The organism is Massilia sp. 01N410 (assembly GCF_056399665.1).
Genome location: NZ_JBFTRV010000006.1, coordinates 137,935 through 158,774 on the forward strand (window position 1 = coordinate 137,935; position 20,840 = coordinate 158,774).

The 20,840-nt window shown below is 63.1% G+C and carries 22 protein-coding genes; 7 read left to right on the forward strand and 15 right to left on the reverse strand.

Annotated features, from left to right (window positions below; genetic code table 11):
• Window positions 1-2: 2 nt before the first annotated feature.
• The 5 genes from AC1DOP_RS10370 to AC1DOP_RS10390 are packed head-to-tail and all read right to left on the reverse strand — an operon-like array spanning window position 3 to window position 4,038.
• Window positions 3-1,328: an ATP-binding protein gene (locus AC1DOP_RS10370; protein ID WP_442121802.1), complete on the reverse strand. Its 1,326-nt coding sequence runs from the start codon at window positions 1,326-1,328 to the stop codon at window positions 3-5.
• Window positions 1,325-2,359, reverse strand: coding sequence for an ATP-binding SpoIIE family protein phosphatase (locus tag AC1DOP_RS10375; protein WP_477250953.1), 1,035 nt, complete (start codon window positions 2,357-2,359; stop codon window positions 1,325-1,327). Before AC1DOP_RS10375 ends, AC1DOP_RS10370 begins: the two co-directional genes overlap by 4 nt.
• Window positions 2,347-2,814, reverse strand: a complete 468-nt coding sequence (locus tag AC1DOP_RS10380; RefSeq protein ID WP_477250955.1) for an anti-sigma regulatory factor — start codon at window positions 2,812-2,814, stop codon at window positions 2,347-2,349. Before AC1DOP_RS10380 ends, AC1DOP_RS10375 begins: the two co-directional genes overlap by 13 nt.
• Window positions 2,814-3,170 carry an STAS domain-containing protein gene (locus AC1DOP_RS10385; protein WP_230029853.1) on the reverse strand — a complete coding sequence of 119 codons (357 nt, stop codon included), beginning with the start codon at window positions 3,168-3,170 and terminating at the stop codon, window positions 2,814-2,816. Before AC1DOP_RS10385 ends, AC1DOP_RS10380 begins: the two co-directional genes overlap by 1 nt.
• Before the next feature lie 7 nt (window positions 3,171-3,177).
• On the reverse strand, window positions 3,178-4,038 hold the full coding sequence (locus AC1DOP_RS10390) for an STAS domain-containing protein (protein ID WP_477251136.1): 861 nt from the start codon (window positions 4,036-4,038) through the stop codon (window positions 3,178-3,180).
• A gap of 214 nt (window positions 4,039-4,252) precedes the next feature.
• Between AC1DOP_RS10390 and AC1DOP_RS10395 the strand changes: the two genes are divergently transcribed.
• Window positions 4,253-4,693, forward strand: a complete 441-nt coding sequence (locus tag AC1DOP_RS10395; RefSeq protein WP_477250957.1) for a DNA-binding protein — start codon at window positions 4,253-4,255, stop codon at window positions 4,691-4,693.
• Between the two features lie 488 nt (window positions 4,694-5,181).
• Here the strand turns inward: AC1DOP_RS10395 and AC1DOP_RS10400 are convergent, their stop codons facing one another.
• The 4 genes from AC1DOP_RS10400 to rpsO form a co-directional block, all read right to left on the reverse strand.
• Window positions 5,182-5,556, reverse strand: coding sequence for a hypothetical protein (locus AC1DOP_RS10400; protein WP_442121806.1), 375 nt, complete (start codon window positions 5,554-5,556; stop codon window positions 5,182-5,184).
• Between the two features lie 3 nt (window positions 5,557-5,559).
• Window positions 5,560-5,970: a DUF6973 domain-containing protein gene (locus AC1DOP_RS10405; RefSeq protein WP_477250959.1), complete on the reverse strand. Its 411-nt coding sequence runs from the start codon at window positions 5,968-5,970 to the stop codon at window positions 5,560-5,562.
• A 187-nt stretch (window positions 5,971-6,157) separates the two neighbouring features.
• Window positions 6,158-8,269, reverse strand: coding sequence for a polyribonucleotide nucleotidyltransferase (pnp, locus tag AC1DOP_RS10410; RefSeq protein ID WP_442121808.1), 2,112 nt, complete (start codon window positions 8,267-8,269; stop codon window positions 6,158-6,160).
• A 237-nt stretch (window positions 8,270-8,506) separates the two neighbouring features.
• Complete coding sequence (rpsO, locus tag AC1DOP_RS10415) at window positions 8,507-8,776, reverse strand: 30S ribosomal protein S15 (RefSeq protein ID WP_036175277.1); 270 nt, start codon at window positions 8,774-8,776, stop codon at window positions 8,507-8,509.
• Between the two features lie 199 nt (window positions 8,777-8,975).
• Between rpsO and AC1DOP_RS10420 the strand changes: the two genes are divergently transcribed.
• The 3 genes from AC1DOP_RS10420 to AC1DOP_RS10430 all read left to right on the forward strand — a co-directional run bounded on the left by AC1DOP_RS10420 (window position 8,976) and on the right by AC1DOP_RS10430 (window position 10,850).
• Entirely contained in the window at window positions 8,976-9,479 is a 504-nt protein-coding gene (locus AC1DOP_RS10420; protein ID WP_477250962.1) for a hypothetical protein, read from the forward strand.
• Between the two features lie 33 nt (window positions 9,480-9,512).
• On the forward strand, window positions 9,513-10,019 hold the full coding sequence (locus AC1DOP_RS10425) for a hypothetical protein (RefSeq protein ID WP_442121810.1): 507 nt from the start codon (window positions 9,513-9,515) through the stop codon (window positions 10,017-10,019).
• Between the two features lie 75 nt (window positions 10,020-10,094).
• Complete coding sequence (locus tag AC1DOP_RS10430) at window positions 10,095-10,850, forward strand: hypothetical protein (protein WP_477250965.1); 756 nt, start codon at window positions 10,095-10,097, stop codon at window positions 10,848-10,850.
• A 15-nt stretch (window positions 10,851-10,865) separates the two neighbouring features.
• Here AC1DOP_RS10430 and AC1DOP_RS10435 read toward each other — a convergent pair whose 3' ends face one another.
• The 6 genes from AC1DOP_RS10435 to AC1DOP_RS10460 all read right to left on the reverse strand — a co-directional run bounded on the left by AC1DOP_RS10435 (window position 10,866) and on the right by AC1DOP_RS10460 (window position 16,479).
• Complete coding sequence (locus AC1DOP_RS10435) at window positions 10,866-11,216, reverse strand: hypothetical protein (protein ID WP_477250967.1); 351 nt, start codon at window positions 11,214-11,216, stop codon at window positions 10,866-10,868.
• A 28-nt stretch (window positions 11,217-11,244) separates the two neighbouring features.
• The gene (pssA, locus tag AC1DOP_RS10440) at window positions 11,245-12,114 is read right to left on the reverse strand and encodes a CDP-diacylglycerol--serine O-phosphatidyltransferase (RefSeq protein WP_442121813.1); all 870 of its coding nucleotides are present in this window, start codon (window positions 12,112-12,114) and stop codon (window positions 11,245-11,247) included.
• An 84-nt stretch (window positions 12,115-12,198) separates the two neighbouring features.
• Window positions 12,199-12,990, reverse strand: a complete 792-nt coding sequence (locus AC1DOP_RS10445; protein WP_477250969.1) for an SIMPL domain-containing protein — start codon at window positions 12,988-12,990, stop codon at window positions 12,199-12,201.
• 159 nt (window positions 12,991-13,149) lie between these two features.
• A complete protein-coding gene (ilvC, locus tag AC1DOP_RS10450) occupies window positions 13,150-14,166 on the reverse strand; it encodes a ketol-acid reductoisomerase (RefSeq protein ID WP_047826307.1) in 1,017 nt (338 codons plus the stop codon).
• Between the two features lie 94 nt (window positions 14,167-14,260).
• Window positions 14,261-14,752: an acetolactate synthase small subunit gene (gene ilvN, locus AC1DOP_RS10455; protein WP_442121815.1), complete on the reverse strand. Its 492-nt coding sequence runs from the start codon at window positions 14,750-14,752 to the stop codon at window positions 14,261-14,263.
• Window positions 14,752-16,479 (reverse strand): acetolactate synthase 3 catalytic subunit, encoded by a 1,728-nt coding sequence (locus tag AC1DOP_RS10460; RefSeq protein WP_477250972.1) that lies wholly within the window; start codon window positions 16,477-16,479, stop codon window positions 14,752-14,754. Before AC1DOP_RS10460 ends, ilvN begins: the two co-directional genes overlap by 1 nt.
• 576 nt (window positions 16,480-17,055) lie before the next feature.
• On the opposite strand from AC1DOP_RS10460, the gene AC1DOP_RS10465 reads away from it, so the two are divergent.
• From AC1DOP_RS10465 to AC1DOP_RS10475, 3 genes are read left to right on the forward strand one after another with little or no spacing between them, the layout of a single operon-like run.
• A complete protein-coding gene (locus tag AC1DOP_RS10465; protein ID WP_477250974.1) occupies window positions 17,056-18,876 on the forward strand; it encodes a PGAP1-like alpha/beta domain-containing protein in 1,821 nt (606 codons plus the stop codon).
• Window positions 18,869-20,608 (forward strand): T6SS immunity protein Tli4 family protein, encoded by a 1,740-nt coding sequence (locus AC1DOP_RS10470; protein WP_477250976.1) that lies wholly within the window; start codon window positions 18,869-18,871, stop codon window positions 20,606-20,608. The genes AC1DOP_RS10465 and AC1DOP_RS10470 overlap by 8 nt, the downstream gene beginning before the upstream one ends.
• Window positions 20,586-20,792, forward strand: coding sequence for a hypothetical protein (locus AC1DOP_RS10475; RefSeq protein WP_477250978.1), 207 nt, complete (start codon window positions 20,586-20,588; stop codon window positions 20,790-20,792). Before AC1DOP_RS10470 ends, AC1DOP_RS10475 begins: the two co-directional genes overlap by 23 nt.
• The last annotated feature ends 48 nt before the right edge of the window (window positions 20,793-20,840 follow it).

Below are 20,840 nucleotides of genomic sequence, written 5' to 3' on the forward strand. Positions count from 1 at the left end.
GTCTATCCATCGATTTGCGGGAAGCGCCGCGGCAGTACCAGGCTGAAGGTCGAGCCGATACCGACCTCGCTCTCCACTTCGACCCGGCCGCCGAGCAGATCGGCCAGCTTGCGGCACAGCGGCAGGCCGAGGCCCGTTCCCTTGCTGCGGCGCTGCAGCGGGTGTTCGATCTGGCTGAATTCCTCGAAGATCAGCTGCAGGTTGTCCGGGCTGATGCCGATCCCGGTGTCGGCCACCGCGAAGGTGATGGTATCGCATTCCAGGTCGCGGACCGCGCGGACGCGGACCTGGCCCTGTTCCGTGAACTTGAGGGCGTTCGAAATGAAGTTGCGCAGCACCTGGGCAATCTTGCCCTCGTCCGATTCGAAGGGCTCGTCGAAGTCCGGCGCCTCGAACACCAGCTCGACCCGGGCCTCGTCGACCAGCGGCCGCAGCATGCCCTTGAGCGCGCGGAACAGGTTGTCGGCCACCACCGGCGCCAGCTGCACCTCGACCTTGCCGGCCTCGATCTTGGCCAGGTCGAGCAGGTCGTTGACCAGCTCGGACAGGTCGTTGGCGGCCTTCTCGATGAACTTCACCTGGCGCTCCTGTTCCAGCGTCAGGTCGCCATCCAGGCGGGCCAGCAACAGCTGGGCCAGGGCCCGGATCGAGGACAGCGGCGTGCGCAGCTCGTGGCTGGTGTTCGACAGGAAGCGCGACTTCATCTCGTCGGCGCGGCGCAGGCGCTCGGCCTTGTCCTCGATCTCGGCGTACAGCGCGACGATGCCGCGGTTGGTGTCCTCCAGCTCGCGGGTCAGCTCCAGCAGGTCTTCCTGGCGCTCGCGCAGCTCGGCCAGGGTAGCCACCAGTTCCTGGTTCTGCTGGTGCACCTCGAGGTAGCTGTTGGCGACCGGGCTGTCCTTGGCGAGCTGGGCGCCCAACTCGGCCAGCCGGGCCGCGTCGACCCGGACCTGGGACGGCAAGGCCTTGCACATCGTGACCGTCGGGATGCCGCGCGCGTCCTTCGCGATCGTGCACTCGTCCATCAGGCGGTGCGCCGTCACCACCGCGTCGTCCGGCAGGGAGGCGCCGGCAGGCGTGTCGCCGCCTGCCGAAATCATCATCTGCAGGCACTGGCGGCCGCCGCATTCGCGCATCTGGAAGGTGGCGCGCCCGCCGAAGGCGAGCTGGCAGGCGCCGCGCGCCACTTCCGACACGGCGGTGGCGATGCGCACCTGGTCCTGCTGCGAGAAGCCGAGCAGCGCCGACAGCTGGCGCGCGCGCTGGCGCACCAGCACCACGTCCTGGTCGGCGGACAGGCTGACGCCGAGGATGCGCTGGTTGTTCATGTGTGTTCTCCCCGGCGCCGGCCGACCAGCACCATGGCGTCGTCGCGGCGGCGGATGAAGTCGCGCATCAGGATGCCGGCCACCAGCACCGGCGTGCGCGCATACAGGCCGGGATAATCGCTCAGGTCCCACTGGGTCTGCACGCCGTCCGAATGCAGGATCACGATCGCGCCCGGCGGGCAGTCGGCGGTGAACTCCTGCACCTTGCGCATATTGGCGCCGACGATGCCGTTGTGCGACACCAGTGCGCGCCGCGCCGCTCCGTCGTGGACCACGCAGCTGACGTTGCCGATGCCGGCGAAGCGTATGTCGTTGCCGCTGTAGTCGATGCGCGCCACCGACAGCGCCGCGCCGCGCGTGATGCGCAGCGCCTCGTGGGCCGTGTGCAGCACCTCGGACGGCGCCGAGGCCGGCTTGCGCTCGAGGGCATGCACGGCCGCGTGCGCGGCCTTGGCCGCTTCCGGACCGTGGCCCAGGCCGTCGACCCCGAGCAGGGTGGCGCCGTCGAGGTCGCAGCTCACGGCCCAGCCGTCGCCGCAGGCTTCCTCGCCACCCATCGGCACGCACAACGCGCCGACCTCGACCCCGCAGGGACGCGGCGGCGGACTGCCGCGCCACAGGCGCATGAAGAAGGCGGCGCCGCGGCCGGGCATCGACCAGACGTCGAACTCGTCCGACTGGCGCTGCAGCGCGCCCAGGCCGGTGCCGGCCGTGCCGGCGGTGGACACGCCGTCGCGCAGGCTGCTGGAAAAGTCATGGATGCCGGGACCGTTGTCGACCGCCAGCACGTCGATGCCCGGCATCGAAGCGCCGGACTGCGCGCGCATGAGGTAGAGGGTCCCCTCGCCCGCGTGCTTGAGGATATTGGTGCAGGCCTCGGTGACCACGATCGCCAGCCGGCCCGCCTGAACCTCGTCGAAGGCCAGCTCGCCGGCAAGCTTCTGGCCCGCGCGGCGGGCGGCCGCGATGTCACTGGCGTGACTGATCGGGAAGACGAGCTGCGGTAACAGCGAACTGATCAGCGTTTCCATTTGACCACAGACACTGCGGTGCCCTCTCCTGCGCGGGAATCGATTGCGAACTCGTCGACCAGGCGTTTCGAACCGCCCAGTCCGAGGCCCAGGCCGCCGCCGGTCGTGAAACCGTCGCGCAGCGCCTGGTCGAGGTCGGGAATGCCCGGCCCATTATCCACGAAGATCAGGCCGATCCCGCGCTTGAAACCGTCTTCCAGCGCGTCGAGGTGGACCTCGCCGCCGCCGCCGTACTTGATCGTGTTGCGCGCCAGTTCGCTGGCCGCCGTCACCAGCTTGGTCTGGTCGACCAACGACAGCGCGATCGCCACCGCGCGCTCGCGCACCTGCTTGCGCAGGCCCACCACGTCCTCGTCGGAGCGCAGCGGAAGCGTGGTGCGCGCGGTGCGCAACCGGCTGTCGCGCTCCAGGAGCGCGGTCTCGAAAGTCACTGCGTGATTGAGAGCTGCGCTCATCAAAAGTGCGTCTTTCCTAACAGGGTCATGCCCTTTTCCACGTTGAGTGCCGTCTTCACGCCGTGCAGGGTCAGGCCCAGCTCCACCAGCGTGATCGCCACCGCCGGCTGCATGCCGACCACCACCGTCTGGGCGTCCAGCACGCGCGCCATCGCGGCGGTATTGCTGATCATGCGCCCGATGAAGGAGTCGACCAGGTCCAGCGCCGAGATGTCGATCAGCACGCCCTTCGCATTATCGCGCACGATGCGCTCGGTCAGGTCGTCCTGCAGCGTCATCGCCAGGCGGTCGTGCATGTCGACCTGGATCGTCACCAGCAGCAGGTCGCCCATGCGGAGAATCGGGATGCGTTCCATGCGGATCTCAGCCCTTCTTCACGATCGAGGTGCCGGTGCGCTCGAGCGCCACCACGAAGGCGTCGGCCAGGCTGGCCTTGGTCGTCACGTCTTCCAGGTTGACGCCGAGGTGGACGATGGTCTGGGCGATCTGCGGGCGGATGCCGCTGATGATGCAGTCGGCGCCCATCAGGCGGGCCGCGGCGATGGTCTTCATCAGGTGCTGGGCGACCAGGGTGTCGACGGTCGGCACGCCGGTGATGTCGATGATCGCGATGGAGGCGCCGGTGTCGACGATCTTCTGCAGGATGTTTTCCATCACCACCTGGGTGCGCGCGGAATCCAGGGTGCCGATCAGCGGCAGCGCCAGGATGCCGTTCCACAGCTTGACCACCGGGGTCGAGAGCTCCAGCAGTTCCTGCTGCTGGCGCACGATGATCTGGTCGCGGGCGCGCTGGAACACTTCGATGGTGTACAGGCCGAACTTGTCGAGCAGCGTACCGATGGTCCAGGAAGCGTTGGCCAGGGCCGCCGGGTCGTTGGCGAAGCCGGCGTTCAGGCGCGCGAACAGCGGCTGCTTGAGCGAGAACACGAAGGTTGCGGTCTCGCTCGGGGTCGAGCCGTTCCTGGCGCGGGTCGAGGAGATCTCGGCCAGCAGGTCGCGCACCTCGTCCCAGGAACGATGTTCGATATTGTTCAGCTCGCCACCGCGGGTGCCGTTGCTGAAGGCGGTGAGGAATTGCTGGCAGTGCTTGCGCAGCTGCTCCTTCGAGACCACGTTCGAGCGGACCGTCAGCGCTTCCAGCTGCGCCATCCACTCCGCACCGATATCGGCCTCGTGTTCCTGGATGAGCTGGCTGATGCGGTTCGCGTAGTCCTGAGTGGTCATCATTGGTTCCTTTGGCTTTGGAAGATTGAGCCCCTTTATGTCACAGCAAGGGCATTCTGTTAAATAAATGACTAACTATACCATTCCTTGCCTTCGCGACACGATACGATTGCGTACCGAACCGGGAGCGCCTGCCGGGGGTGCTACAGTCGCGAATGCTCAAGCATTACGAGCCGGTTCTGCCGGATCAGACTATTTCAATCGGACAATAAAGATGAGTTTACAAAATCTGCTGGAAATCGGCAGCCTCGACGAGGCCCGCCCCGACCGCGGCGACATCCAGCGCCTGCTGGCGGCAGCCGAGCGCAATCTGGACGATGCCGCCGTCACCGCGATCAGCAACGAAAACCGCTTCGACGCCGCCTACAAGTGCGTCATGCAATGCGCCATCGCCGGCCTGCTGGCGAACGGCTATCGCACCTCGACCGGCAAGCCCGGGCATCACCAGACCGCGATCCAGTCCCTGCCGGTCGCCGTCGGCCTCGACAAGGGCACCATGGTCGAACTCGACGATTTGCGGCAGCTTCGCAACTGCGACGACTATGAAGGCGCCGCCGTCAGTGACGGCGCAGTCGAGGATGCCCAGGCGCAGGCGAAGGCGCTGCTCGCGCATGTCAGGGGCTGGCTCAGGGAGCATCATCCGGAACTGGCCTGAGCGCCAATAAAATCCTAAGCGCCGAAGAAAAATCCACGAATTGCCTTTGCTTGCCCGGCAACAACTCAAACCACGCGTTGTCACGCCATCATCGTGCGTTGTCGCCTTCAAAAGGAGAAGCACATGGCCGAGCAAGCATCGATGACAGCGCTCGCAAAGTGGAAAAGCGGTCTGCGGGGCGCCGTCAAGGACTCCAATCAAAACGGCAATCGATGACTACAATCGCCATCTAGGCTGCAGCCCTGGATTCCACCCTCTCGACTGGAAGGTTATCAAGGCCATGACCTGGGTCGAGACGGGAGCCGAGAACGCGGAATGGAAGACCAAACCCATGCAAATCGGGGTGCAAGGCGACCCGGGTCTAGCCTCCCCACTTCGCGGAGACGAAGGCGGAGACCTGATCATTCCGCCGCAACGGCGGGGTCAGTTCACTCACGCACTGGCGGTTTTCATGTGGCCGGCCGCCGGAGTGGCCTATCGACTGGACGCTAAGTCCGTGGAATCAGGCGGATATCGGTGATGCGCCCACTTGCTTTGTCGGTCAGGAAGACCAGCAGGTAGCCGTCTCCGAACTCACTCTTGACCGTTCCGGGACCGACGAAATAGGCGGGATTTTCGTCGTATTCGTAATAACCTGTCGGCTTCCCCAATAGAGCCACTGCTTCCTTGGCCGGGTGTCCTACGAGCCGATGTTTGTCGAGCAGCGAAGCCAGCATTTCACCGCGCTCTTCCTGGGTGGCGCCTTGCCACGCCTGTGCGGTAAATTCGCGGTTTCCTAGCTGCTTTGCCTGCTTCTCGACCGAATGACCGGAGCAGCCGGCCACGGCGAGCGACAACAGGCTGGCGATCAGGAACAAGCGCATGGTTCAGCCTCCGCTTAACACCTTCAGCCTGCCCGCCCTCAAGGCAGACAGGCACATGGCCGCAAGCTGCTGGTCCGTGCGATTACCTTTCCCTATGCCAAGGCCAACGCGGTTGTTGTGCAAATCCATGGCTTTTTCGGCGGGATCGTTAGCAGGAGAGGATTCGTGTGCGGTCGTGAATTTCAACGCGTTCTCGTATCCTGTTTCGCGCGCCAATAGTGCTGACCAGAAGCAATGGCGAAACGCATCCGACTTATCGTTACGACCATTACGCCCAAACCACCGCTTGGTTTCGATAAACTCCAGATATCTCGATTCCCTGATGGCGACGGCATGATGCGGATGACTAAGGATATACGACTTTTCGTCCGGAGTAAGCTGCTCGAATTGATCGTAAACGGTGCTGTCAGCCATGTGGCGCTCCTCGCAGTGCCCCCTGGCGCACAATGCACAATCGTCGGGCAATGCGAGGCATTCTTACGCCGGATTTCCTGTGCGGAGTTCAAACGCATCAAACAGCGCAGAAAGAAAAAACCGCCAGGCTCACGCACTGGCGGTTTTCATTTGGCAGGCCGCGGAAGCGGCCGAGGGAGCACGCAGCTTACTGCGCCGCACCCGCCGCCGCGTCATCCGCGGCGGCAGCCTTCATCGACAGCTTCAGACGGCCGCGCTCGTCGGTCTCGAGGACCTTCACGCGCACTTGCTGGCCTTCCTTCAGGTAGTCGGCAACGGCGTTGACGCGCTCGTTGGCGATCTGCGAGATGTGCAGCAGGCCGTCCTTGCCCGGCATGACCTGGACGATGGCGCCGAAGTCCAGCAGCTTCAGCACGGTGCCGTCGTAGGTCTTGCCCACTTCGACCGATGCGGTCAGCTCTTCGATGCGGCGCTTGGCTTCCTGGCCGGCGGCGGCGTCGACCGACGCGATGGTCACGATGCCTTCGTCGGTGATGTCGATCTGGGTGCCGGTTTCTTCGGTCAGCGCGCGGATGACTGCGCCGCCCTTGCCGATCACGTCACGGATCTTTTCCGGGTTGATGCGGATGGTGATCAGGCGCGGTGCGAAGTCCGACAGCTCGGTCTTCACGGTCGGCATGGCCTTCTGCATCTCGGCCAGGATGTGCTGACGGCCGTCCTTGGCTTGTGCCAGCGCCACCTGCATGATTTCCTTGGTGATGCCCTGGATCTTGATGTCCATCTGCAGCGCGGTGATGCCGTTGGCGGTACCGGCCACCTTGAAGTCCATGTCGCCCAGGTGGTCTTCATCGCCCAGAATGTCGGTCAGGACGGCGAACTTGCCGCCTTCCTTGATCAGGCCCATGGCGATGCCGGCCACGTGGGCCTTCATCGGCACGCCGGCGTCCATCAGCGCCAGGCAGCCGCCGCAGACCGAAGCCATCGACGACGAACCGTTCGACTCGGTGATTTCCGAGACCAGGCGCACCGAGTAGCTGAACTCTTCAGGCGCCGGCAGTGCGGCGACCAGCGCGCGCTTGGCCAGGCGGCCGTGGCCGATTTCGCGGCGCTTCGGGGTGCCGACACGGCCGGTTTCGCCGGTGGCGAACGGAGGCATGTTGTAGTGCATCATGAAGTCGTCGGTGTACTCGCCCATCAGCGCGTCGATCTTCTGGCTGTCGCGGCCGGTGCCCAGGGTGGCGATCACCAGGGCCTGGGTTTCGCCGCGGGTGAACAGGGCCGAACCGTGGGTACGCGGCAGGACGCTGGTGCGGATCGAGATCGGACGCACGGTGCGGGTGTCGCGGCCGTCGATGCGCGGCTCGCCGTCCAGGATCTGCGAACGCACGACCTTGGCTTCCATGTCGAACAGGATGTTGCCGACTTCGGCCGCATCCGCTTCGATACCTTGCTCGGACAGGCCGGCCATCACTTCGCCCGACAGCGACTTCAGCTTCTGCTGGCGCGCCGATTTTTCGCGGGTCTGGTAGGCGTCGCGGACCTTGGCTTCTGCCAGTTGCGCGACTTGTGCGATCAGGGTCTCGTTCTTCGGTGCCGGGCTCCACTCGACTTCCGGCTTGCCGCCTTCTTCGACCAGGGCGTGGATGGCGTCGATGACTGCCTTCATCTGCTCGTGGCCGTAGACGACCGCGCCCAGCATGATTTCTTCCGACAGCTGCTGGGCTTCGGATTCGACCATCAGCACGGCGTGTTCGGTGCCGGCGACGACCAGGTCCATCTGCGAGGTCTTCAGCTGGGTGGTGGTCGGGTTCAGGATGTACTGGCCGTTGGCGTAGCCGACGCGGGCGGCGCCGATCGGGCCGCTGAACGGGATGCCGGCCACGCACAGGGCGGCCGAGGCGCCGATCATCGACGGAATGTCCGGATCGATCTCAGGATTCACGGACAGCACGTGGATGATGACCTGGACTTCGTTCAGGTAGCCTTCCGGGAACAGCGGGCGGATCGGACGGTCGATCAGGCGCGACGTCAGGGTCTCCTTCTCCGACGGACGGCCTTCGCGCTTGAAGAAGCCGCCCGGGATCTTGCCGGCGGCGTAGCTCTTCTCGATGTAGTCGACCGTCAGGGGGAAGAAGTCCTGACCCGGCTTGGCGTCTTTCTTCGCCACCACGGTTGCCAGGACGACGGTGTCCTCGACCGACACGAGGACGGCGCCGGAAGCCTGGCGAGCGATCTCGCCGGTCTCCAGGGTCACGGTATGGTCGCCGTACTGGAAGGTTTTCGTAACTTTGTTAAACATGGGTAATCCCTTTCTATTTGCCGACAGATTTTCAGGCGCTGTCGTTCACCTCACCACGGGCCATCTGGCTTCGATAGCCTTTACTGCAAGTCAGTTGGCGCTTTTCGGGGTCAGGGCCCACCCGAGTGAACCGGGCTCTGACCCCGAAAAACGCCAAAACGCAGAAAAACAAAATGCCTGCGGCAGCCGAACTGACGCAGGCATTTCGTGATCAAGCCGATTGGCTCAATGCGTAGATTACTTACGCAGACCGAGCTTGGCGATCAGGTCGCGGTAGCGGTTCAGGTCTTTGCGCTTCAGGTAAGCCAGCAGGCTCTTACGACGGTTGACCATCATGATCAGGCCGCGGCGCGAGTGGTGGTCCTTCTGGTGCTCTTTGAAGTGGCCGTTCAGTTCGTTGATGCGGGCGGTCAGCAGTGCAACCTGGACTTCCGGCGAACCGGTGTCTTTGTCGCCACGTGCGTTGTCCGCGATGATGGCGGCTTTGTTGATGTTTTCTACGGTCATGATGTTACCTTTCACATGCGGTGCAAGAGTCGGAACCCAGCGCACCGTGAGTTGTTAAGAAACCTGGCCTTGAGGCCAAGACCGGGAAGTATATTTGAAAACGCCGGGTGAAGCCAGAAATTCTTCGGCTTCGCTATACAATGTGGGGGACCGGCATTGCCGTTTTGGCATGCCTCATGGACTTTGAATGCATAAACCGATGACGAAAACGCTCAACACCGCCGCTACCCTCGCACTGATCCTGTCGCTCTCCGCCTGCGCCCCGATGATCCGCCGGACGCCCGCCGTCGGCGCGCCGCTGGCCGAAGTCACGGCCAGGCTCGGCAAGCCGGATGCAATCTACCCCGACCCGGCCGGCGGCCAGGTGCTCGAATACCGCGGCCAACCGATGGGCCAGTTCCAGCACATGGCGCGCATCGGCGCCGACGGCAGGCTGATCTCCTACGAGCAGGTGCTGACCAGCGAGAACTTCGCCAGGATCGAGGTCGGCCGCTGGAACCGCGATGACGTCCTGCGCAACTTCGGCCGCCCGGCCGAGGTCGTACGCTCGCGCCTGGAGGAAGGCGAGATCTGGTCCTATCGCTACAAGGAAAAAGGCGTGTGGAACTCGGTGATGAACGTGGGCTTCAATGCGCGCGGCACGGTGCTGCGCGTGTTCAACAGCCCGGACCCGCTGCTCGACGACCGTTACAAGGGTCTGTGAGCGCCGGCTGCACTTTGCACAAGGAGGCTAGCAATGAAGCATTCGATCGGGACGATGACGCTGGCGGCGGCGCTCGCATTCTCCCTGTCCGCCTGCGCCCCGCTGTTCCGCCAGCCGCCGCCGGTCGGCGCGCCGCTGGCCGAGGTCACGGCCGCGCTGGGCCAGCCGGCCGCCAGCTACCCGGAGCCGGACGGCGGCCAGGTGCTGGAGTACCGCGGCCAGCCGATGGGCCAGTTCCAGCACATGGCGCGCATCGGGCCGGACGGCCACCTGCTCTCCTACGAGCAGGTGCTGACCAGCGAAAATTTCGCCAAGGTGAAGGTCGACCAGTGGACCAAGGACGACATCCTGCGCAACTTCGGCCGCCCGGCCGAGATCTCGCGCGTGGCCTTCCACAACTACGAAGTCTGGTCCTACCGCTACAAGGAAGCGGGCGTGTGGAATTCGATGATGAACGTCCACTTCGACCAGCAGGGTGTCGTGCGGCAGATGCTGAACGGGCCGGATCCGATGTACGACGACCGCTTCCGGCACCGCTGAGTCTTAAGGCCGGGTTAAGCGGACGGTGAGGATGTGTGAGAAAGCGGCGCCCGGCGGCCGCTATACTTTTTCTGCATGAACCTTGCCTACAACACAGCTGCCACCGACCGCCGCCTGGGCTTGCTGCTGACAGCCTTCGTGCACCTGGCGCTGCTGATCGGCTGGCAGGCCTTGCGCACGCTGCCGGCGCCGGCCCGCCCGGATGACGAGACGCGCGGCCGCACCGTATGGATTCCGCTGCCGAGACCGCGGCCTCCGACGGCGACGGCGCCGAAGGACGAGGACGCCCCACCGCGCAAGGAAGCTCCCGCACGGCATCCGCACCTCCCCACCCCCGCCATCACCCTGCCGCCCTTGCCGGCATCACCACCGCTCGCGGCGCCGGCAGACAGCATGGCTCCGCCATCCAGCACGAGCGCCGAGGCGCCATCCCGGCCCGCCGCAACGAAGCCGAGCGCCGAACAGATCATGGAACGCGCCAGGCGCGACATCGGCGGCATCGACAAGGCGCTGCGCAAGGAAAACAGGCCGTATATCGGCGCCCCGCTGGACAGCCCGCAGATCCGCATGCGCAGGAAGATGGAGGAAGCCGCCGCGCTGGCGCCCGGCAGGATCTGGGAAGCGCCGAAGGTGGAATCGCTGGTGAACGACACCGGCGACGGCGCGCGCCGCTCGCGCGTCATCACCGGCAACGGCACCTACTGCATCACGGACCGCTCGCCCGCCACCAGCATCGACATGATCGAAAAGCACGGCAAGCAGAGGATTACCAGCTGCCCGCAGCACGAGCAGCCGGCGACGCAGCAGGAGTGGCGCACGCTGCGGGATTAGGCCGGCGGGCCGAAATTACTCGTCGTCGAAATCCTCGGCCAGGTTCTTCCAGCCGCGGCTCTTGGCGAAGGCGGCGAACTCCTCGGGCGCCTCGAGCACGATCAGGCGGCTTTCCTGCAGGCCGGGATCGCTGAGCCCGAAGTCCGGCCCCTTGTAGCCGACCGCGCGCAGGCGGTCGACGATCTGGCGCAGCAGCACCGGATCCTTGTGGGCGCCGGGCTCGAGCTGGGCCTTGAACTCCACGTACACGTCGATGATCCCGTAGCCCTCGTCGAAGATGCGGATCGCTTTCACGTCGAGGGTACGGCCGTTGCCGTCCTTGGCCTGGAAAGGGCCGGACAGCTCAATGTCGGAATCGGTAGTCATGGCTTCAGCATACCATCGGGCGCGCGGATCAGCGTCGCTCGCTCGGATCCAGCGGCTCTTCCTCGGTCTGCACGATGCTGACCGGCTTGCCCTTGGCCAGGCGCCACAGGTACACGGCATAGCCGGACAGGCCGTACAGCACGAACAGCGGCCACAGCACCTTCGGCGGGTCGATCGCCAGCAGGGCCAGTCCCAGCGCGACGAGGAACACGACGATGAAGGGCACCGACTTGCGGAAGTTGACGTCCTTGAAGCTGTAGAACGGCACGTTGGTGACCATGGTGAGGCCGGCGAACAGCGCGATGCACCAGGAGATCCAGTCGGCCTGGCGCGGGCTGATGTTGATCTCGGGATCGGTCATCATCATCACGAAGCCGACCACCAGGGCCGCCGCGGCCGGGCTGGGCAGGCCCTGGAAGAAGCGCTTGTCGACGACTTCGATATTGGTGTTGAAGCGGGCCAGGCGCAGCGCGGCGCCGGCGCAGTAGACGAAGGCGGCGATCCAGCCCAGCTTGCCCAGGCCGCGCAGCGACCATTCGTAGATCACCAGGGCCGGCGCGGCGCCGAAGGACACCATGTCGGACAGCGAATCGTACTGGGCGCCGAATTCCGACTGGGTGTTCGTCAGGCGGGCCACGCGGCCATCCAGGCCGTCGAGGACCATGGCGATGAACACGGCCCAGCAAGCCTGGTCGAAGCGCTGGTTCATCGCCATCACGATCGCGTAGAAACCGCCGAACAGGGCGGCGGTCGTGAAGGCATTCGGCAGCAGGTAGATGCCGCGCCGCGGGCGGGCCGCCGCGTCCGTCTTGCGCGGAGCGCGGCTGAAGCGGCTGAAACGGCCGAAGCGCGAGGTCTTGGGTGCGCCGCTCTTTCTGCGGCGTGGAAATGTTGGCATAAGTATTGTTATTCGGTAACAGCGCGCGCGGGCGCGGACCACGCCATTATATGGCCGCGCACGGGTGTTAGCGAACCGATACGCTTACCGGAATTTCACCTTGCCCACCAGGCGCATCTGCAGACGGGTCTCGCCCGGCTCGAAGCTGGGCTCGGGCATCTCGGCGGCTTCTGCGTGCTTGGCGCGCATCATGGCCATCGGCGCCGCGGCCACATCGCCCTGCCCGCCCACGTAATTGCCGCTGCCTTCGAAGTCGACGGTATCGATGACGGCATCGTTGACGTTGCGGCCCATCGCGCGCGCGATCGAGGCGACGCGCTCGTTCAGGTTGCGGTAGGTGGCGGCGATGCGCTCGTCGTCCAGCTTGCGAGTCAGCTCCGGGCTCAGGTGGTAGTCGATGTTGGTGATGCCCAGCACCTTCTGGGCCGCGGCGGCGGTCTTCGGCAGGTTGTCGAGGCTACGGGTCTTCACTTCCAGGTACTGGCCGACGCGCCAGCCGATCGGCACCCGGCGCGCGGCCTGCTGGTTGGCCATCGGACGCGGCGTGTCCGGCACTTCCGGATACACCGGATAGCTGTAGTAGTTGACGGTCTTGAGCTCCGCACGCGGATCCTCGCGGCGCACGATCTCGGTGCCCTGCTTCATCTTCTGGTTCACGCGGGCGGTGGCGGCGGCGCGGTCCTTGTCCTGCTCTTCGACCGAGAAGGTGACGGTGGCTTCGTCATTGGCATGACGGACTTCGCCGTAGGCGGGGACGATGACCAGGGTGCCGCTGGTGGTCGCGACTGCGGCGGGTGCGTTCTGGGCCTGGGCGTTCAGGGCCGGGACGGTAGCCAGTGCGATGCTGATGGCGAGAATGAGGGGGGACGGACGCATTGTTGTTCTCCTGATTGGTTACAGGCGGAACGATAGCGTGTTTTGGGGTGGGCGCGTATTTATGTAATGGAATATTGCAAACGGTTGCAATTCATTACCGTCGTTCATGCGGACAGTAGCGTCATCCCCGCGAAAGCGGGGATGACCTTCCTGGCTGACTTAGTTCTTCGACTGATCCACCAGCTTGTTCTTCGCAATCCACGGCATCATCGCGCGCAGCTTGCTGCCCACCTGCTCGATCTGGTGCTCGGCGTTCAGGCGGCGGCGCGAGATCAGGGTCGGGGCGCCGGCCTTGTTCTCGAGGATGAAGGACTTGGCGTACTCGCCGGTCTGGATGTCCTTCAGGCACTGGCGCATCGCGTTCTTGGTGTCTTCGGTCACGATGCGCGGGCCGGTCACGTACTCGCCGTATTCCGCGTTGTTCGAGATCGAGTAGTTCATGTTGGCGATGCCGCCTTCGTAGATCAGGTCGACGATCAGCTTCAGCTCGTGCAGGCACTCGAAATAGGCCATCTCCGGTGCGTAGCCCGCTTCGGTCAGGGTCTCGAAACCGGCCTTGATCAGCTCGACGGCGCCGCCGCACAGCACGGCCTGCTCGCCGAACAGGTCGGTCTCGGTCTCTTCACGGAAGTTGGTCTCGATGATGCCGGCGCGGCCGCCGCCGTTGGCCATCGCATACGACAGCGCGATGTCGCGCGCGGCGCCGGACTTGTCCTGGTAGACGGCAACCAGGTGCGGCACGCCACCACCCTGGGTGTAGGTGCCGCGCACGGTATGGCCCGGGGCCTTCGGTGCGACCATGATCACGTCGAGGTCGGCGCGCGGCACGACCTGGCCGTAGTGGACGTTGAAGCCGTGGGCGAAGGCCAGCACGGCGCCCTGCTTGGCGTTCGGCTCGACGTTTTCCTTGTAGACCTGGGCGATGTTCTCGTCCGGCAGCAGGATCATGATGACGTCGGCAGCCTTGACTGCCTCGTTGACTTCGGCGACCTTCAGGCCGGCCTGTTCGACCTTGGTCCAGGAAGCGCCGCCGCGGCGCAGGCCGACGGTGACGTTGACACCGGATTCCGACAGGTTCTGGGCGTGGGCGTGGCCCTGCGAGCCGTAGCCGATGATGGCGACGTTCTTGCCTTTGATGAGGGAGAGGTCGCAGTCTTTGTCGTAGAAAACTTTCATTTTTGTGTCCTGTGTTTTGGTGTGTGGTATGTAGTGCGTGGGCACGGAGTACCCACCCTACCGCAGGGTGGGCACTCCGCCCACGCCTTGACGTTTAAACTTTCAAAATCCGTTCGCCGCGCCCGATGCCGCTGCCGCCCGTACGCACGGTCTCCAGAATGGAAGCGCGGTCGATGGCATCGATGAAGGCGTCGAGCTTGCTCTTGGCGCCGGTCAGCTCGATCGTGTAGGTCTTCTCGGTCACGTCGATGATGCGGCCACGGAAGATGTCGGCGGTGCGCTTCATCTCTTCGCGCTCCTTGCCGACCGCCCTCACCTTGATCAGCATGAGCTCGCGCTCGATGTGCTGGCCTTCGGTCAGGTCGACCACCTTCACCACCTCGATCAGGCGGTTCAGGTGCTTGGTGATCTGCTCGATGATGTCGTCGGAGCCGGTGGTCACGATGGTCATGCGCGACAGCGTCGGGTCTTCGGTCGGCGCCACGGTCAGCGTCTCGATGTTGTAGCCACGTGCGGAGAACAGGCCGACCACGCGCGACAGGGCGCCCGCTTCGTTCTCGAGCAGGACGGAAATAATGTGGCGCATTACAGGTCCTCCGAGCTCAGCAGCATCTCCGACAGGCCCTTGCCCGTCTTGACCATCGGCCAGACGTTCTCGCTGCGGTCGGTGATGAAGTTCATGAACACCAGGCGGTCCTTCATGGCGAAGGCGTCGCGCAGGGCCCCCTCGACGTCGCCCGGCTTCTCGATGCGCATGCCGACGTGGCCGTAGGCCTCGGCGAGCTTCTCGAAATCGGGCAGCGCATCCATGTACGACTCGGCATAGCGCGAGTTGTAGTCGAGTTCCTGCCACTGGCGCACCATGCCCAGGAAGCGGTTGTTCAGGAGGATGATCTTCGGCGTCAGGTGATACTGCTTGCAGGTCGCCAGCTCCTGGATGTTCATCTGGATCGAGCCCTCGCCCGTGATGCAGGCGACGGTGGATCCCGGGTTCGCCATCTGCACGCCCATCGCGTACGGCAGGCCCACACCCATGGTGCCGAGACCGCCCGAGTTGATCCAGCGGCGCGGCTGGTTGAACGGGTAGTACTGGGCAGCCCACATCTGGTGCTGGCCGACGTCCGAGGTGACGAAGGCGTCGCCGCCGGTCACCTGCCAAAGGGTCTCGACCACCGATTGCGGCTTGATGACTTCGTCGGACGGCGTATAGCGCAGGCATTCGCGCGAGCGCCATTCGCCGATCTGGCCCCACCACTTCTGCAGCGCCTGCTCATTCGGCTTCTGTTCGGCGGCGTCGAGCTGGGACAGCAGCTCGACCAGCACGTCCTTGACGTTGCCGACGATGGGAATGTCGACCTTCACCCGCTTCGAGATCGACGACGGGTCGATGTCGATGTGGATGATCTTGCGCGGGTTGCTGGCGAAGTGTTTCGGGTTGCCGATCACGCGGTCGTCGAAGCGGGCGCCGATCGCGATCAGGACGTCGCAATGCTGCATCGCCATGTTCGCTTCATAGGTGCCGTGCATGCCAGGCATGCCGACGAAGTGGCCGCTGGAGGCGCGGTAGGCGCCCAGGCCCATCAGCGTGTTGGTGACCGGATAGCCGAGCTTGTCGACCAGGCGGTTCAGCTCGTTCGAGGCGTTCGCCAGGATCACGCCGCCGCCCGTATAGATCATCGGGCGCTCGGCGGACAGCAGCAGCTGCACGGCCTTGCGGATCTGGCCCGCATGGCCCTTGTCGACCGGCTTGTACGAGCGCATCTCGATCTCGCGCGGATACTCGTACAGGGCCTTCTGCATGCTGATGTCCTTCGGGATATCGACCAGCACGGGACCGGGACGGCCGGTACGGGCGATATAGAAGGCTTTCTTGATGGTCGCGGCGACGTCGCGCACGTCCTTGACGAGGAAGTTGTGCTTGACCACAGGCCGGGTGATGCCGACCGTGTCGCACTCCTGGAACGCGTCCTGGCCGATCGCGTGGGTCGGCACCTGGCCGGAAATCACCACCATCGGGATCGAGTCCATATAGGCGGTCGAGAGGCCGGTGACGGCATTCGTGACGCCCGGACCGGACGTGACGAGGGCCACGCCGACCTGGTTCGAGCTGCGCGAATAGGCGTCGGCCGCATGGATGGCCGCCTGTTCGTGGCGTACCAGGATGTGCTGGAATTTGTCCTGCTTGAAGATGGCGTCGTAGATATACAGGACCGCGCCGCCCGGGTAGCCGAAGACGTGTTTCACGCCCTCCTCCGCCAGACAACGGACCAGTATCTCAGCGCCCGTGATGGGAACTGCCGAATCGTGACTCATTACGTTTCCTTTCAAGACCCATAGGGAGATTGATCGGATGCTCGTTCCTGACGAGATACGTGTCACGCAACAGTGCTCATGCTTCCCTTCTTCCTGCGGTCACGTCGATCTTTCAGCCACCCGTAGATGACTTACGAACCGGCGCTGGGCGCAAACTCGTTCAGCGTGAGTTTCTGTGTGCGGAATGCGTGTCTCTCGCGCTTTTGGCGCGGGTTGGAGCAAACTGCCTACATGTGAAAGCGCGTCATGCGGGAGCGGCCTTGTGTGCCGGTCCTGCCTGACCGTGGGCTTCGGGGTTGCAAAGCGTTAGTTACATTACTGCGTTGCACCATTCTGGTCAAGTTAAAAAAGGATTTTCTTTTTCGAAATTTTCATATCGACACGCGGCGCGTGAAATGTTGCCGTGCTCAGGCATTCATCCCTTACCCAGCAATACAAGCGATCCCTAGATGACGAGTTGCCAGCTTGTCTTGCACAGGGCCAATGCCCGGATTTATCCCTCTTTTAGATTCCCTACTGCACTCATCTCCTCAAAGTTTCGAAAGAAAAAGGTACGCGACGCAATGAACTTGTGCGATGCACATTGCGCCGATCGTTCCTTTGCTGGCGATCTATCGTGTGTCCCGCCGCAGTCGGAATCGAGCAGAAGTGCCGCCCGTTGGTCATGCCAGCATTACAGCTTTTTATGTGAAGCCAAAGATGACAGATCCATTGCGTCGTTTGAAAGATCCCGTAATCAACGAGGACGGCAGCCTCAGTGTGCGCACTGTCCTGACGCCGACCAGTTTCAAGACGCGCGGCCTGGTGTACAAAGGTTCGAACAAGGTTGTTCCAGTCATATTTATTCCAGGAACGATGGGAACGAATCTGCGTGTCAGGCGCGATGTGAAGCTGCCGCCGGGTTACCCGCTCAAGCCGGGGGAGCCGGCCTGGCGGCCGCCGAACAATGATGCGGCTGCTTTGCTGTATGCGAACGAATGGAAGAAGCGAAGTCCGAGAGCACGCCAACTCCTCCTGCATCCAGACTATGTAGAAGTCGACGATACCGGCGACCTGGATATCCCTCACTGCCATCTCGAGCAGAGCGTCATGCGCGAGCGCGGCTGGGGCGAGATCTTCAATGGTTCGTACGGGAACCTGCTGTTCGAACTGCAGAGCCACCTTGAAATGACCTTTCGATTCGATGCGCTCAACCAGCGACACATCCGTACCCGCTGGAAGGAAGTCATGCAGGCCATGCAGAGCGAGCCGCTCCGGCGCTGGGGCGTGCGCTCGGTAGCGCCCCTGACGGAAAGCGAACTCGAAACATACGCCGGGTACCAGTACCCGATCTACGCCTGCGGCTACAACTGGCTCCAGTCCTGCGGCAAATCGGCCAGGCGTCTCGAGCGGCGCATCGACGAGATCGTCAAATGGTGGCGAACCCGCAAGCACGAATGCGACAAGGTGATCCTGGTTACCCATTCCATGGGCGGCCTGGTCGGGCGTGCCTGCGCCAAGCGCATTCCGGACAAGATCCTGGGTGTGATCCACGGCGTCATGCCGGCCTTGGGCGCGCCCCTGGCTTACCGCCGCCTGGCCTGCGGCACGGAATGCGACAACCCGGCGAACGATACGCTCGACAACTACAAGGCGGGTAAATTCGCCGACATCGCCGGCAGGCGGCCCGAGGATACGACGCCTGTGTTGTCTGTTGCGCCGGGGGCTCTCGAGCTGTTGCCGAACAAGCTCTACCCGCGGCCCTGGCTGCATGTCCGGGTGGCCCGGACTCCCGCACCGAACGCGCGGCGCGAGGCGACCAACGATTGCCTGAGCCTGCCGAACGAATCGCAGCCGAATCCCTACGATCTGTATCGCGACATGGATTCATGGTACGGATTGATCAATCCTGCTCTCACTAACCCCGCTGATCTGTACCAAGACTTGTTTGGGGGAGTTGGAAAAAGAGTCCGTGACGCCATCGACACCGCAGAAAAATTTCACGACTGGCTGGCGGATTACTACCATCCCACAAGCTTTGCCTTTTACGGCGCGGACCAGGCTCATCCTGCATATGGCCAGATCCGCTGGGTGGCGCATGAGCCGTCCAACGGGCCACATGGGCCGGTAACGATGTCGAATATTCGAACGGCAAAATACCTGGGCCATGCGCCGGACGGCGCACGGACCGTACAGGTCGAAGGCAAACGCACCCTCACCTTCTCGGTCGAGCAACAGGAGTCGGCCGGTGACGACACGGTATCGCAACAGTCCGGCGCGGGCCCGGGCGGCAAGGTCAGGCAGTTGTTCGCCACCCAGGGCTACCGCCATCAGGAAAGCTACAAGCATCACGACGCTATCCTGCTGACCTGCTATTGCATCGCCAAAGTTGTCCAGGAACTCGGAAAGAATGGATAAAACGCGCAAGAAGACGCATCCATTGATCGGTGTCCTGGCGACACTCTACGGGATTTATCTTCTTTACGGCATAGGGGCTGCAATGATGGACCGCTATTCGGTGGCAAAACTGACGCAACAGATGAAGACGGCCTGCATCGGCAGGTTCCTGATCGATCTGCCGCAGTCCATGGACTTTTCCTACGGCCGCGCATACATGAAAGGATTCTGGATTTCAGCCCAGGAGGAAACCCAACAGGAGTTTGAAGCACGGGTCTTGGCAAGACAAAAAGAAATAGAAGCCGAGCCAAACCAGCTCGGCCAGAAGAATCTGGAAGCCGCAGAGGATTATCAGAAAAATGGTTTTACCGGAAAGCTCTTCCGGTTCGGACGAAATTTGACGAAAGGCCAAGAAAACGGCAAACCGGTCGATTGGATCAACGTCAAACTGGAAGCCTATGTTCACGCCAAGGGAACGAGCTTCGACTTCATCGCCGATGATTACGATCCCAGTAAGATCGGCAACCTACCAATGCTTCTCGACCAGCTGAGGCTGGTACCGGCGAACGAAATACCCACTGCCGCCGGATTCTGCTTCGGCCCCGGCATCTTGCTGGACCCCTTACCAGCCGACTATACCGAAGGCGTGGTGATGTTTGCGGGCTTCAAGGATCATCCGGATCTAGCCTTGGCATTGAATACTCGCGCAGGAACAAAACCGGATAAGGAAGGACGCCTCGAGCGCGACACGGCTGTGGACGCGGAAATGCCTTTGTGGCAGAAGCCGCTCATGAATAAATTAAGGAAGGGCAAGCGAAGTATCAGCGGGATTGAAGGCGATGAAGTAGCGGAAAAATGGACAGAGCTGAATTTTGTACATACCTTCGGCTTCAACTGGGAAGTGAATGGCACGAGCGATAACGTCTTCGTCCCATTCATGCACCTCGAAATGTCGACCGGCCACCCCGTCAATGCAGGCGCCCGGCCCGTCATCAGCTTCCTGGGCGAAGAAGCCCTGATCCAGCTATGGGACAAGATCTCGTCCAGTATCCGGGTGCGTCCGACCAGTACCGCGCCGACGGCGAAACCTGAACAAGCACCCGGCTCCAAGCCGGGCGATACGGCATCTGCAGGAGACATTTGTCCCGAAACCGGCTGGTGGCAATGCAAGGATGGCAGAAAACGTGCTGAAGTGGCAGGAGGCCAGCGCCAGTTCCTGAAAAAAGGCCAACGCATGCCACAGGCGCTGCTGCTCCAACCACAGAAGCTGTGGGACAAGCTCCGCAGGGAACAGTCGAGCTACCAACTTGACCAGCCTACCTGCTGGATGCTCCTCGATCGAAGAAATCAAGCACGGGTAGTACCGGCAATCCAGCTGGCGGAGCCGGGGCTTTCAAAAGAAAGCATCCATGTGCCTGCCACAAGCCAAACCGCTCCCACGACGCCGGTCGGGAACTTCGCTGCCACCGGCGCTCCCTGTCCGGCAAGCGGTTGGTGGCGTTGCGAGGATACAGAAGCGCTCGACGGCACCCGATGGTTCGCAAGGGACGAACTGCTGCCCCCTGCAAGCTTCCAGGTCGCGCGCTCCAGATTCCGGATAGGGGCGGCAGCCGCCGACGTATTCCAGCGCCGCAGCCGGTGGCAATTGGTAAGGCAAGCACCCGACCGCGGTAGCGAAGAGACCTCTTCATCATCTCGTCTTGAGGCCGGCAAGGTTCGAAGCAAGGGCCTTGGCAAGAACACGAGAAATTGAAGCGGAACCAAATAAGCTTGGCCAGAAGAATCTGGAAGCCGCAGAGGATTATCAAAAGAATGGCTTTATCGGAAAACTCTTCCGTTTCGGGCTCTCGTCGACAAAAGGCGAAGAAAATGGCAAGCCAGTCGACTGGATCAACGTAAAACTGGAAGCGTATGTCGATGCGGGCAAGGCCTCATAAACGTCATGCTCCCGGGCAGACTTTTACACCTCGCAGTTGCGTCTCCCT